12 protein-coding genes are annotated in these 13,514 nt (G+C 60.7%); 4 read left to right on the top strand and 8 right to left on the bottom strand.

Going from position 1 to position 13,514, the window contains the following annotated elements; all coding sequences use genetic code 11:
• From KHO07_RS06315 to edd, 8 genes are all read right to left on the bottom strand, one after another.
• Entirely contained in the window at positions 1 to 846 is an 846-nt protein-coding gene (locus tag KHO07_RS06315; protein ID WP_056852625.1) for a carbohydrate ABC transporter permease, read from the bottom strand.
• A complete protein-coding gene (locus tag KHO07_RS06310; RefSeq protein WP_034149180.1) occupies positions 839 to 1,747 on the bottom strand; it encodes a sugar ABC transporter permease in 909 nt (302 codons plus the stop codon). Before KHO07_RS06310 ends, KHO07_RS06315 begins: the two co-directional genes overlap by 8 nt.
• Before the next feature lie 157 nt (positions 1,748 to 1,904).
• A complete protein-coding gene (locus KHO07_RS06305; protein ID WP_212626724.1) occupies positions 1,905 to 3,206 on the bottom strand; it encodes an ABC transporter substrate-binding protein in 1,302 nt (433 codons plus the stop codon).
• A 118-nt stretch (positions 3,207 to 3,324) separates the two neighbouring features.
• A complete protein-coding gene (locus KHO07_RS06300) occupies positions 3,325 to 4,584 on the bottom strand; it encodes an AGE family epimerase/isomerase (protein WP_212626723.1) in 1,260 nt (419 codons plus the stop codon).
• Positions 4,585 to 4,815: 231 nt separating this feature from the next.
• Entirely contained in the window at positions 4,816 to 6,285 is a 1,470-nt protein-coding gene (locus KHO07_RS06295) for an ATP-binding protein (RefSeq protein WP_150733667.1), read from the bottom strand.
• Positions 6,275 to 7,006, bottom strand: coding sequence for a response regulator transcription factor (locus tag KHO07_RS06290; RefSeq protein ID WP_212626722.1), 732 nt, complete (start codon positions 7,004 to 7,006; stop codon positions 6,275 to 6,277). Before KHO07_RS06290 ends, KHO07_RS06295 begins: the two co-directional genes overlap by 11 nt.
• Positions 7,007 to 7,170: 164 nt before the next feature.
• Complete coding sequence (locus KHO07_RS06285) at positions 7,171 to 8,121, bottom strand: glucokinase (RefSeq protein WP_150733669.1); 951 nt, start codon at positions 8,119 to 8,121, stop codon at positions 7,171 to 7,173.
• Positions 8,118 to 9,944, bottom strand: a complete 1,827-nt coding sequence (edd, locus tag KHO07_RS06280; RefSeq protein WP_212626721.1) for a phosphogluconate dehydratase — start codon at positions 9,942 to 9,944, stop codon at positions 8,118 to 8,120. The genes KHO07_RS06285 and edd overlap by 4 nt, the downstream gene beginning before the upstream one ends.
• A 220-nt stretch (positions 9,945 to 10,164) precedes the next feature.
• Between edd and gap the strand changes: the two genes are divergently transcribed.
• From gap to KHO07_RS06260, 4 genes are all read left to right on the top strand, one after another.
• Positions 10,165 to 11,166 carry a type I glyceraldehyde-3-phosphate dehydrogenase gene (gene gap, locus KHO07_RS06275; RefSeq protein WP_150733671.1) on the top strand — a complete coding sequence of 334 codons (1,002 nt, stop codon included), beginning with the start codon at positions 10,165 to 10,167 and terminating at the stop codon, positions 11,164 to 11,166.
• A gap of 122 nt (positions 11,167 to 11,288) precedes the next feature.
• Entirely contained in the window at positions 11,289 to 11,753 is a 465-nt protein-coding gene (locus tag KHO07_RS06270) for a methylglyoxal synthase (RefSeq protein ID WP_212626720.1), read from the top strand.
• A gap of 77 nt (positions 11,754 to 11,830) precedes the next feature.
• A complete protein-coding gene (locus KHO07_RS06265) occupies positions 11,831 to 12,349 on the top strand; it encodes an RNA polymerase sigma factor (RefSeq protein ID WP_212626719.1) in 519 nt (172 codons plus the stop codon).
• Between the two features lie 102 nt (positions 12,350 to 12,451).
• The gene (locus KHO07_RS06260; protein WP_150733674.1) at positions 12,452 to 13,417 is read left to right on the top strand and encodes a FecR domain-containing protein; all 966 of its coding nucleotides are present in this window, start codon (positions 12,452 to 12,454) and stop codon (positions 13,415 to 13,417) included.
• The last annotated feature ends 97 nt before the right edge of the window (positions 13,418 to 13,514 follow it).

Below are 13,514 nucleotides of genomic sequence, written 5' to 3'. Positions count from 1 at the left end.
TTACCCCTTGACTGCGCCGGCCGTCAGCCCGCGCACGAAATACTTGCCTGCGACCACATAGACCAGCAGGGTCGGCAGCCCGGCGATCATCGCCGCTGCCATATCAACGTTGTATTCCTTGGCCCCGGTACTGGTGTTGACCAAGTTGTTCAGCGCCACCGTGATCGGTTGCGAATCACCGCTGGAGAACACCACCCCGAACAGGAAGTCGTTCCAGATCTGCGTGAACTGCCAGATCAGGCAGACCATGATGATCGGCGTCGACATCGGCAGGATGATCCGGCGGAAGATGGTGAAGAAACCCGCACCGTCGAGGCGCGCCGCTTTCACCAGTGCATCGGGAATGCTGATGTAGTAGTTACGGAAGAACAGCGTGGTGAACGCCAGGCCGTAGACCACGTGCACGAACACCAGGCCGGTGGTGGTGCTCGCCAGGCCCATCTTGCCGAGGGTGAACGAGGCCGGCAGCAGCACGGTCTGGAACGGCAGGAAGCAGCCGAACAGCAGCAGGCCGAAGAACAGCTGCGAACCACGGAACCGCCACATCGACAACACGTAGCCGTTCAAGGCCCCGATGGCCGTGGAGATCAGCACCGCCGGAACGGTGATCTTGATCGAGTTCCAGAAGTAACCGTCAACCGTGGCCCAGGCCTTGACCCAGCCGATGCCGCTGACCACGGTCGGCCAGCTCAACAGGTTGCCGGTGCTGATATCTTCCGGGGTCTTGAAGCTGGTCAACAGCATCACCACCAGCGGAATCAGGTAAAGCAGTACGGCGAGGATCAGCACCGCGTAGATCGCGATACGGCTCAGGCTGATCGCAGGTTTGGCAGCGAGACTAGTCATGACGCTTGGTCCTCAGCTCGGAGTACAGGTAAGGCACGATGATTGCGAGAATCGCACCGAGCATCAGAATCGCACTGGCCGAGCCCATACCCATCTGGCCGCGACTGAAGGTGAAGGAATACATGAACATCGCTGGCAGGTCCGAGGAGTAACCCGGGCCACCGGCGGTCATCGCCGCCACCAGGTCGAAGCTCTTGATCGCGATGTGCGCCAGAATCATCACTGCACTGAAGAACACCGGACGCAGGCTTGGCAGCACCACTTTCCAGTAGATGCGCGGCATGCTCGCGCCATCGATCTGTGCGGCACGGATGATCGATTGATCAACGCCGCGCAGGCCGGCGAGGAACATCGCCATGATGAAACCGGAGGCTTGCCAGACGGCAGCGATGACCAGGCAATAGACCACGCGATCCGGGTCGATCAGCCAGTCCAGGCGGAAGCCTTCCCAACCCCAGTCACGCAACAATTTGTCCAGGCCCATGCCCGGGTTGAGCAGCCATTTCCACGCGGTACCGGTCACGATCATCGAGAGCGCCATCGGGTACAGGTAAATGGTGCGGATGAAGCCTTCGCGACGGATGCGCTGGTCGAGAAACACCGCCAGCAGTACGCCGATCACCAGGGTGATGCCGATGAACATGCCGCCGAACAGCGCCAGGTTCTTGCTCGCCACCCACCAGCGGTCGTTGTCGAACAGCCGTGCGTATTGCGCCAGGCCTGCCCACTTGTAGTTCGGCAGGAAGGTCGAGGTGGTGAACGACAGAACGAACGTCCACAGGATGTAGCCATAGAAGCCCACCAGAACGATGAACATGCTCGGCGCCAGCACCAGTTTTGGGAGCCAGCGCTGCAATGCATCGAACGGCGAGGCCTTGCTGAACACAGCAACAGAACTCATGGGGAAATCCAGTACGAGGGAATAAAAACTACAGGCAGATCCCTTGGCAGGAGCCGGCTTGCTGGCGATAGCGGAAGATCAGTCGATGAATCCGTTGACTGACACTCAGCCATCGCCAGCAAGCCGGCGCCTACACAGGGGCCGGCGTTGCTTGCGGTTATTTGGCCGACTGAACCGCCGCGCCCAGTTTCTTGGCCGCATCGGCCGGGTCGGCTTTCGGGTCGTTGATGTAGTTGGTCACGACGTCGAAGAACGCACCCTGTACCGCCAGCGTGGTCGCCATGTTGTGCGCCATGCTTGGTTGCAGGCCGCCGGACTTGGCGTCAGCCAGGAAGTCCTTGGCGGCGGTCTGGGCGCAGGAGTCGAAACCGAGTTTCTCCATGTCGTTCAACATGTCGTTGCGTACCGGAATCGAACCTTTGTTGATGCTGAAGACTTTCTGGAAGTTTTCACCCAGCACGACTTTGGCGATGTCCTGCTGACCGGCCGCAGTGCCTTTGTCTTTCTGCTTGAACACCGCCAGGGAGTCGATGTTGTAGGTGAACGCCTTGTCGGTACCCGGGAACGCTACGCACTCGTAGTCCTTGCCGGCGACTTTCTTGGCGGCGGTCCATTCGGACTTGGCCCAGTCACCCATGATCTGCATGCCGGCCTTGCCGTTGATGACTTTGGCCGCTTCCAGGTTCCAGTCCTGGCCTTTGCCGTCGGCGTCCATGTAGGTCGCGACTTTCTTCAGTTCGGTCAGCGCCTTGACCATTTCCGGACCGGTAAGCGCTTTGTTGTCCAGGTCGACCAGGGCTTTCTTGTAGCCATCGACACCCATGACCGACAGCACGACGGCTTCGAACACGGTGCTGTCCTGCCAAGGCTGGCCGCCGTGGGCGAGCGCAATGAAACCGGCAGCCTTGAGCTTGTCGCCCGCGGCGTAGAATTCTTCGAGGGTGGTCGGGTTCTTGGTGATACCGGCTTTCTTGAAGACTTCCGGGTTGATCCACAGCCAGTTCACACGGTGAATGTTCACCGGCACGGCCACGTAATCACCTTCGTACTTCACGGTATCGGAGACTTTCTTGTCGAGCAGGCTGTCCCACTTCTCTTCTTTGGCAACGTCCTTGAGGGCGTCGGTATCGAGCAGACCGGTCGACGCCCATTCCTGGATGTCCGGGCCCTTGATTTGCGCAACGCCTGGCGGGTTACCCGCTACCGCGCGGCTTTTCAGCACGGTCATGGCCGTCGCACCGCCACCGCCAGCCACGGCGCCGTCTTTCCAGGTGAAACCGTCTTTTTCGACTTGGGCCTTGAGTACATCAACGGCAGCCTTTTCACCACCAGACGTCCACCAGTGCACGACTTCCACCGAACCTTTGGAATCGGCAGCGGAAACACTGAGAGGCAGAATTGCGAGCGGGAACAGGGAGGCGACAGAAATGACAGTAGCGAGGCGAGAAATCGCATTCATCTGAGATGTACCTTTCTTGTTGTTATGCATGCAAGTCTGGTGCTTGCGCTGCATAGGAGTTTAAACAGGGGATGTCCCTTCGCAGGTAACGAAGGGACGCGTGAATGTCACCACATGGTTACACAGGTTCGGCCCGGGACGATTGCGCCAGAGCCGTTGCCATGCTGGGTGACAAGGGCAGACGAGGGATCAGTACGGCTTGCCAGGCGTGATAAAGGTCCGGTTTGCCGGCCCAGATATCGGCGCTTGGGCGGTTCAGCGGATCGAGTTCGTGGTGCCAGCTGCCGCCTTCACGGTCGATGAAATGAATGTCACAGAATTCCCAGAACAGTCGGTACCAGCGTTCGAATTGCTCGTCACCGGTACGCTGCAGCAGCGCACTGGCGGCGGCACTGGCTTCGCAATGAGTCCAGTGCAAGCGATGGCGGACCACGGCTTTGTTGTCCCAGTCGAGGGTGTAGACGATGCCCGGCGCGCCGTCGACGTCCCAGCCGTGGAGGCAGTTTTGCTCGAAGAGTTTTTGTGCGTCGGAGGCCACCCATCCGGGTGTCAGCATGCCCGCCTGAACCCGCGCCGCTTCCAGATGCAGCAGTAACCGTGCCCATTCAAAACCATGGCCCGGGGTGGTGCCGTAAGGGCGGAAACCGTCAGCCGGATTGTCGTGGTTGTACTCGCGCAGGGGCTGCCAGTCGCGGTCGAAATGTTCGATCACCAGGTAGTTGTTGCTGGCGGCGTGGCCGTGGATCACGCGCTCGACGATGCGCTGTGCACGGCTCAGCCAACGGTTGTCGTCGGTGACATCGGCAAGGGCGAGGAAAGCCTCGGTGGCGTGCATGTTGCTGTTGGCGCCGCGATAGGCCTCCTCTTCACTCCAGTCGCGATTGAAGGATTCGCGCATGGCGCCCTCATTCTCGCTCCAGAAGTAGGTGTCGATAATGTCGATGGCATCATCGAGCAAGGCTTGCGCGCCGGGCCGTTGCGCAACCACGGCGGAACTGGCGGCCAGCGCGACGAAGGCATGCAGGTAGGCGTTCTTGCCGGTGTTGCCGTCGCGATGTTCAGCCACCGCAAACCAGCCACCGTGCACGGCATCACGCAGCGGGCCGCGCAGGGCCTCGACGCCATGATCGACCAATTCGGCAAACCCCGGCAGGCCTTGAATGTGGGCCATGGCGAAGCTGTGGGTCATGCGCGCGGTGTTCATGGTTTCGGCTTGTGCGTCGGCGGGCAGATGACCGCGCTCGTCGAGATTGCCGAAGCCTTCAGACAGCTTCGAAGCCTTGGCGAACGCCAGCAGGCGCAGGCCTTCGGCGGCAAGCCATTGCTGGTGAGCAGGTGCGTTCAGCCAACTGCTGAAGGCAGGTTGGAAGGTGTGCATGGGCGACCTTTTTTGTTGTTATGACTGAGGGGCAGCATAAACAACGCAAGGGCCGTGACTTGTAACGAAGCGGGCGAGTTATGTCACCAGGTTGTGACATTCGCGCAGATATTGCGTCGTGTGATCACCTGTGGCGAGGGAGCTTGCTCCCGCTGGACTGCGCAGCAGTCCTTCTTTGGCGGGCCGCTTCGCGCCCCAGCGGGAGCAAGCTCCCTCGCCACAGGGTCAGCATCAATCAAGCGATCGCGGCAACTGCAAAGTCACCCGCAACCCGCCTTCACGCAAATTCTGCAGGCTGACTTCGCCGCCATGACTATGAGCAATGTTTCGGGCGATCCCCAGCCCCAACCCATAACCCTGCTGCTGCCCGGCCAACCGGAAGTGCGGCTCGAACACCTGCTCCAGCCGCTGCTCCGGAACACCCGGTCCTTCATCGTCAACGTGCAGCACGAATGCGCTGTCGTCATCGTCGATGTGCAGGTGCGCGTTCTGCCCGTACTTGAGTGCGTTGTCGATCAGGTTGCCGATGCAGCGCTTGAGCGCCAGCGGTTTGCCGGGATACGCCGCCAACGCCCGCCCCTGCTGGGTCACGCGACCATTGCCGTTCGGCGCCAGGTACGGTTCCACCAGGCAGTCGAGCACGTGATTGAGATCCACCGGTTCGATGTTCTCGTGGATGTCGGTGTCCTTCACGCATTGCAGCGCGCCTTTGACCAGCAACTCCAGCTCATCCAGATCGCGGCCGAACTTGGCTTGCAGGGTTTCGTCCTCGAGCAGTTCGACCCGCAGGCGCAAGCGCGTGATCGGTGTGCGCAGGTCGTGGGAAATCGCGCTGAACAACTGGCTGCGCTCGGTCAGGTAACGGCTGATGCGCTCGCGCATGGTGTTGAAGGCGCGCCCCACCTCGACCACTTCGCTGCCACCGCCCTCGGCCACCGGTTCGACGTCGGCCCCCAGCGACAGATCCCGCGCCGCCCGCGCCAGACGCTTGAGTGGGCGGCTCTGCCAATGCACCAGCAAGCCGATGAACAACAGCAGGAAACCGCTGGTGAGGACGATGAACCACACCTGCTGCGATGGCAGGCCTTGCTCTTCAAGACTGGTGTAGGGCTCGGGCAACAACGAGGCGATGTACAGCCATTCGCCCGGCGCCATCTGGATCTGGGTCACCAGTACAGGCGGGTTGACCGGTTCCAGGGTCAGCGCGTAATGCGCCCAGGAGCGTGGCAGCTCATCGAGCTTCAAGCCAGCATTGAAAATCCGCAGGTCTTCGGGGCTGACAAAAGACACCGAAATATCGGTGTCATGGCCCAATGATTGGCGCAACACTTCGTCCACTGCCTTCATCACCGCCGCTTTGCGCGGGGTGACCGGCAGCACTTCCATGCCGAGGGGTTTGTCGTTGAGCGTGACCACGAACCGCGTCCCGCCCATGCTGCGCAGTTGATCGAGCACCAGCGGTCGATAGGCCACCGGTAACGAGCGGAAATAACTGACGCTGGCGGTCATCGAATGGGCGAGGCTGCGGGCACTGGTGACCAGGCCTTCAAGCTGGGTGGCACGCAGTTGCGAGACCCAGATCACGCTCGACAATGTCTGGGCGAACAACACCGCCAGCAGTGTCAGCAGCAACATGCGCCCCAGCAACGAACGCGGCACCGGCACGCGCTCTGCGAGTTTGCGCAGGAACTCAGTGACCATTGCTGGCAATCACATTGGCTGCCAGTTGATAGCCGCTGCCGCGCACGGTACGGATCAGCCGCGGCGGTTTTTCCGTGTCGCGCAGGCGCTGGCGCAATCGGCTCACCGCCATGTCGACAATACGATCGAGCGGCATCAGTTCACGACCGCGGGTGGCGTTGCCGATGGTGTCGCGGTCGAGGATTTCCTGTGGATGATCGAGGAACAGTTTCAGCAAGGCGAAATCGGCGCCGGACAGAATCACCTCTTCGCCGTCGATGTGAAACAACCGGTGGCTGACCATGTCCAGCCGCCAGTCATCGAAGGACAGCACTTCACCACCGGAACGCTCCTGACCGAACTGTGCCCGGCGCAGCAACGCTTTGATGCGTGCCTGCAATTCACGGGGGCTGAAAGGTTTGCCGAGGTAGTCGTCCGCGCCCAACTCCAGGCCGATGACCCTGTCGGCCTCGTCGGAGCTGGCAGTGAGCATGATGATCGGCACCTGAGCCCGGCGCGGGTGCTGACGAATCCAGCGACACAAACTGAAACCGTCTTCGTCCGGCAGCATCACATCAAGGATCACCAGGTCACTCGGCTCGTCGCTCAAAGCCTGGCGAAAACCGGCGCCGTCGGGCGTAGTACGCACCTGAAACCCGGCGCGTGTCAGGTAGGTGTCCAGCAACTCGCGTATCTCTTGATCGTCATCGACCAACAAAATCGACTTGTTGACTGAGCTCACAGGAAGGCGTCCTTGTTGTTTGAATTGGGCGGATTATGCCTGATGAACCTTGGGTATTTGTTGCCTGTTCTGGCCTCATCGCTGGCAAACCAGCGCCTACAAGGGTCTGTGTCGTTCACAAAACCTGTGGGAGCTGGCTTGCCAGCGATGAAGGCGAGGCGATCTCAAGCCTGGTCGAGTGCCACTCCCGCCCCCATCAACCCCGAATACGGCGCCGTCACCAGCCACACCGGAATCCCCTTGAAGTAATCGCTCATGCAACCCTTGTCGGCGAAGCACCTTGCGAAACCGCTTTCGAGGAAGAAATCGGCAAAGCGTGGAATCACGCCGCCAACGATATACACGCCACCGCGCCCACCCGTGGTCAGCACGTTGTTGCCCGCCACACGGCCGAGCCAGCAACTGAACTGCTCCAGCACTTCCAGGGCAATCGGGTCACCCGCCAGCCCGGCAGCGGTAATCGCTTCCGGCGTCTCAAGCACAGGTTCATGCCCATCTACTGCACAGATCGCCCGGTAAACCCGAGGCAAGCCGCCACCGCTCAACGCCGTCTCAGCGCTGACATGGCCGATCTCATTGAAAATGTGTTGCCACAGTTGAGTCTCGCGTGGACTGCTCAGCGGCAAGTCGACATGACCGCCCTCCCCCGGCAACGCGGCAAACCGGCCTTCGCCCAGATCGAGCAGCGTACCGACGCCCAACCCCGTGCCCGGGCCGATCACCACAGCCGGGCGCAAGGGCTCCGGCGTGCCTTCGCAAACCACGCGAAATTCGCCGGGCTGCAAACGGGTCATGCCCAACGCCATGGCCGAGAAATCGTTGACCAGTAACAGCCGATCCACCTGCAAGGTCTGGCAGAAACCCTTGCGGCTAAGGCGCCAGTGATTGTTGGTGAACTTGAATTCGTCGCCGCTCACCGGGCCGGCCACCGACAGGCACACCGAACCGATAGCCCCCGGCGCCAGACCGAGCCCGCTCAGGTAGAGACTGATCGCCTCCTCCGGGCTGGCATGGTCGGCCGTCGCCAGCACCTGGACCGATTCCAGCTGCTGGTTTTTCCACAACGCAAACCGTGCGTTGGTCCCACCGATGTCACCGACCAAAGCCAGTTTCAATTAAGCGTCTCCAGGGCAGAAGTAAAGGCGCTGGCGCCCTGCTCTGCGGAGCTGAAGGCCATGCGCATGAAACCAAACAGTTCGCGACCGGTACCGATGTTGTTGCCCAACAGGCCTTTCGCCGGCTCGCGCGCTGCGAATTCTTCGGCGTCCACCTTAAGCTCCAGGGTGCCTTTGACGCCATCGACGCGGATGATATCGCCCTCTTGCACCCGCGCCAAAGCGCCACCGACATAAGCTTCGGGGCTGACGTGAATAGCCGCCGGGATTTTCCCCGAGGCACCGGACATACGCCCGTCAGTCACCAGTGCGACTTTGAAGCCACGATCCTGCAGCACACCGAGGAACGGCGTCATCTTGTGCAGTTCCGGCATGCCGTTGGAGCGCGGGCCCTGGAAGCGCATCACCGCCACGAAATCTTTCTCCAGCAAACCGGCCTTGAACGCATCGGCCAGGTCTTGCTGATCCTGGAACACCATGGCCGGCGCTTCGACGATCTGGTTTTCCAAAGCGACGGCGGACACCTTCATCACGCCGCGACCGAGATTACCTTCCATCACCCGCAAGCCGCCCTCCGGCGAGAATGCACGAGAGACCGGGCGCAGGATGCTTTCGTCGAGGCTTTCGGTCACGCCTTCACGCCACACCAGTTCGCCGTTATCGAGGAACGGCTCCATGGTGTAGCGGCTCAGGCCATGGCCCAGCACGGTGTTGACGTTTTCGTGGAGCAGCCCGGCGTCCAGCAGTTCGCGGATCAGGAACGACATGCCGCCCGCCGCCTGGAAGTGGTTGATGTCGGCTTTGCCGTTCGGGTAGACGTGGCTCAGGGTCGGCACGACTTCGGAGAGGTCGGCCATGTCTTGCCAGGTCAGTTGAATGCCCGCCGCCATGGCGATGGCCGGCATGTGCAGGGTGTGGTTGGTCGAGCCGCCGGTGGCATGCAGCGCCACGATGGAGTTGACCAGCGAGCGCTCGTCGACGATTTCGCCGATCGGCAGGTAGTCGCCATTCTGCTTGGTAATGCGCGTCACCTGATGCGCCGCTTCGCGGGTCAGGGCGTCACGCAACGGCGTATTCGGGTTGACGAAGGATGCGCCCGGCAAGTGCAGGCCCATGACTTCCATCAGCAACTGGTTGGTGTTGGCGGTGCCGTAGAAGGTGCAGGTGCCGGGGCTGTGATACGAGTTCATTTCCGATTCCAGCAGCTCTTCGCGACTGGCCTTGCCTTCGGCGTAACGCTGGCGCACGTCGGCTTTTTGCTTGTTGGAAATGCCCGAGACCATCGGTCCACCCGGCACAAAAATCATCGGCAGATGACCGAAACGCAACGCGCCCATCATCAGGCCCGGGACAATCTTGTCGCAGATGCCGAGCATCAGCGCGCCGTCGAACATGTTGTGGGACAGCGCCACCGCCGTGGACAGCGCGATCACTTCACGGCTCGGCAGGCTCAGTTCCATACCCGGCTCGCCCTGGGTCACGCCATCGCACATGGCCGGTGTACCGCCGGCGAACTGGCCGACGGAACCGATCTCGCGCAGGGCTTTCTTGATCAGCTCAGGGAAAACTTCGTACGGCTGGTGCGCCGAGAGCATGTCGTTATATGACGAAACAATTGCAATGTTTGCGGAGTTCATCATCCGCAGGCTGTTCTTGTCGTCGCTGCCGCAACCGGCCACGCCGTGGGCGAAGTTGGCGCATTGCAGCTTGCCGCGCATCGGACCGTCGCTGGCCGCACCGCGAATCAGTGCAAGGTAAGCCTCACGCGTGGCGCGACTGCGGGCGATAAGCCGTTCGGTGACCTCAAGGACGCGGGGATGCATGTGTAGAACTCCAGGCTAACGGATGTGGCGACCTGATTGTCTATGCGGATCAAAGGCCGGTGTCGATGGGATGACAGACGGTTTTCTTGATCGGTTGGACCAGTTGATTCAGGTCACTCGTTGTAGATTGAACAAAATATTGCCATCAAAAAGGCTTGTTTTCTATTTTTTTGCGAATAATCTTGTAATTCCAACAACAAAACGACGGTAGCGCTGATAAATGACTCTTCGAATCGCAATCAATGGTTTTGGCCGGATCGGCCGTAACGTCCTGCGCGCACTCTATACCCAGGGCTACCGTCAGGATCTGCAGATCGTCGCCATCAACGATCTGGGAGACAGCGCAATCAACGCGCACTTGCTCAAGTACGACACCGTTCATGGCACGTTCGACGCCGATGTCCAGCACGATCAGGAAAGCCTGACCGTCAATGGTGACCGCATTGCTGTCAGTGCGATTCGCAATCCGGCCGACCTGCCATGGGCCGCGGAAAAGATTGATGTGGTGTTCGAATGCACCGGTCTGTTCACCGACCGTGCCAAAGCCGCCGCGCATATTACGGCCGGCGCACGCAAAGTCATCATCTCGGCCCCGGCCAAAGGCGCCGACGCGACGGTGGTGTATGGCGTCAACCACGACATTCTGCGCCAGTCGCACCAGATTATTTCCAACGCGTCGTGCACCACCAACTGCCTGGCCCCGGTGGCCCAGGTGCTGCACCGCGAGTTGGGCATCGAAAGCGGCTTGATGACTACCATTCACGCCTACACCAACGACCAGAACCTGACGGACGTTTACCACACCGACCCGTACCGCGCCCGTTCGGCTACCCAGAACATGATCCCGAGCAAGACCGGCGCCGCTGAAGCGGTAGGCCTGGTGTTGCCGGAACTGGCCGGCAAACTGACCGGCATGGCCGTGCGCGTACCGGTGATCAACGTATCGCTGGTGGACCTGACCGTGCAGCTGAAAAAAGAAGCCAGTGCCGAAGAAGTCAACGCACTGCTCAAGCAAGCCAGCCAGCATTCGAAGATTCTCGGCTACAACACCCTGCCGCTGGTCTCCAGCGACTTCAACCACAATCCGCTGTCGTCGATCTTCGACGCCAACCACACCAAGTCCAGCGGCAAGCTGCTCAAGGTACTGGCCTGGTACGACAACGAGTGGGGCTTCTCCAACCGCATGCTCGATAACTGCCTGGCGTTGTGCAACGCCGAATAAGTGTGCGGACATAAGATCGCTATAGCGAGCACGCCGGCCCCTACAGGATTTGCATACGACGCATTCTTGTAGACGCCGGCTTGCTGGTGATGGCGTCCTCGGAATCGCCTGTGGAACACCCCATGATCGGTATCAGCTTTACGCAAAAAACCCTGGACGCGCGCAAGCGTATCGCCCTGGTCGCCCATGACCACTGCAAGATGTTTCTGCTGGACTGGGCCGAGCGGCAGAAAGACCGCCTCGCCCGGCATGAGCTCGTCGCCACTGGCACCACGGGTTTGTTATTGCAACAACGTCTCGACCTGCCGGTAGAAAGCATGATCAGCGGCCCACTGGGCGGTGACCAACAGCTCGGCGGGCGAATCGCCGAGCAACGGGTCGACATGCTGGTGTTCTTCTGGGACCCGTTCGAACCGCAGCCACACGACCCGGACATCAAGGCGCTGCTGCGGGTCGCGGCGGTGTGGAACATTCCGGTTGCGTGCAACGAATGCAGCGCCGACTACCTGCTCAGCAGCCCGATGATGGAGCAGGCGCACTCGCACCGTATTCCCGATTACGCGACCTACTTGCAGGGTCGCGCATAACCCTTCACAAATCAGTACTTGACCATACGAGCGGATGATAAGCATTATCATTCGCTCAAAATGGATCAGGGCCTCCCGTGAGTCAATCGCGCTTCAACGACGTCTTCATCACCCAGCGGGTCTCTCTGCTGCGCACGCTGGAGCGGATGGTCAACAATCACAGCACCGCCGAAGACCTCTTGCAGGAGACCTACTTGCGAGTAACGCGCGCGCTGAGTGAACGGGCTATCGATCATCTTGAACCCTTTGTCTTCCAGACCGCCCGCAATCTGGCACTGGACCATTTGCGTGCGCGCCGCATCCATGCGCGGACCATGGTCGAGGACGTGCCGGTGGACGTGGTGCAAAGTGTCGCCGCGCCAGCCAGCAGCGCCGAAGACGCCGCCCATGCCGAACAACTGCTCGAGCGTCTGAACGTGCGCCTCAGTCAACTCAGCTCCCGCCAGCAGCAGATTTTCATCCTCAGCCGCCTGCACGGTCACAGCTATCTTGAGATCGCCGAAAAACTCGGCGTTTCGCTGAGCACAGTGCAGAAGGAGCTGAAACTGATCATGACGATTTGTATCGGCGTAGCCGAGCGGTCAAACGGCCGCTGAGTCGGCCGCGGCTCGACGGTTTTGCTCATCAGGGCTACCCTTGCCGCTCTTTTTAGCTTCACTAAAAAAACAGCCGTGCGTAGACACTGCCGAGGAAACACCGTGACGGACACCCACCGCTCCCCTTCGCCCTCACCGGCGCAGGCTGCTGCAGACGCGATGGACCAGGCCCTGGACTGGCTGATCGTGCTGGACAGCCCGAGCGAAGAACAAACGCGCCAGTTCCATGCATGGCTCGCGGCGGACCCGGCGCATGCCGACGCATTCGCCAAGGCCCAGGCGATCTGGAACGGCCCGCAAGTCACGCAATGCGCGCAAAGCCTGGCGGCCCGCCCGGCCAAAGTCAGCGTACTGTCACGTCTGCGCCCGCACTGGAAACCGTTGGCCACCGCCGCCGTGCTGATCCTTGGCCTGTTCAGCTTCAGCAATCTGCCCATGCGCCTGCAAGCCGACCACCTGACCGTGGTGGGCGAACGCCAGCGCCTGCAACTGGAGGACGGCTCGAAAGTCCTGCTCAACACCAACTCGGCGTTCTCCAGCACCATCAACGACAAGCAACGCGTAGCGCGTCTGTATCAGGGCGAGGCGTTCTTCGAGGTGCAGCCCCATCGTGGTCAACCGCTGGAAATCAACGCGGGCCTGGTCACCGCCAGCGTTCGCGATACGGCATTTGCCGTGCGTTATCTTGATGGCGTGACGCAGGTTCGCGTGCAGCGCGGCGATGTCGACCTGCGCGCCACCCGTGACGACGCACGAGTCCGCCTGACCGCCGGGGAAAGTATCCGTATCGGCCCCAACGGCTTCGACCGCCCGGCCAAACTGGATGCCGCCACCGACCTGGCCTGGGTCCAGGGTCGCCTGGTGTTTGAAAACTGCCCGCTGAGCCAGGTGCTCGCGGAACTGGGTCGTTACTATCCGGGCTGGATCATCAATAACAACGAACAGTTGGCCGATGTTGCCGTGACCGGCAATTACCGGCTCGATCAGCCGCTGGACGTGGTTCGCTCGCTGGCTCACATCACTTCCGCACGGGTGAAGGAATTCCCGGCGCTGGTGATCTTGAACTGAATGAGAATTATTTTTACTCGATAACCGTTTCCCGTTCGTCTCGTTATAGCCAATGCAATTGATTCGCATCTAAACCTGCCAATCAGCACCTATAAAG

This window comes from Pseudomonas sp. PP3 (assembly GCF_905336995.1).
GTDB classification, from domain to species: Bacteria; Pseudomonadota; Gammaproteobacteria; order Pseudomonadales; family Pseudomonadaceae; genus Aquipseudomonas; species Aquipseudomonas reinekei.
Note: the sequence above shows the minus strand (reverse complement) of the source record. Positions and strands in the feature narration are given on the sequence as shown.

Excerpts from the sequence above, each read along its gene's own strand:
- KHO07_RS06315 (WP_056852625.1), bottom strand. The coding sequence starts at position 846 with ATGACTAGTCTCGCTGCCAAACCTGCGATCAGCCTGAGCCGTATCGCG.
- KHO07_RS06310 (WP_034149180.1), bottom strand. The coding sequence starts at position 1,747 with ATGAGTTCTGTTGCTGTGTTCAGCAAGGCCTCGCCGTTCGATGCATTG.
- KHO07_RS06305 (WP_212626724.1), bottom strand. The coding sequence starts at position 3,206 with ATGAATGCGATTTCTCGCCTCGCTACTGTCATTTCTGTCGCCTCCCTG.
- KHO07_RS06300 (WP_212626723.1), bottom strand. The coding sequence starts at position 4,584 with ATGCACACCTTCCAACCTGCCTTCAGCAGTTGGCTGAACGCACCTGCT.
- KHO07_RS06295 (WP_150733667.1), bottom strand. The coding sequence starts at position 6,285 with ATGGTCACTGAGTTCCTGCGCAAACTCGCAGAGCGCGTGCCGGTGCCG.
- edd (WP_212626721.1), bottom strand. The coding sequence starts at position 9,944 with ATGCATCCCCGCGTCCTTGAGGTCACCGAACGGCTTATCGCCCGCAGT.
- gap (WP_150733671.1), top strand. The coding sequence starts at position 10,165 with ATGACTCTTCGAATCGCAATCAATGGTTTTGGCCGGATCGGCCGTAAC.
- KHO07_RS06270 (WP_212626720.1), top strand. The coding sequence starts at position 11,289 with ATGATCGGTATCAGCTTTACGCAAAAAACCCTGGACGCGCGCAAGCGT.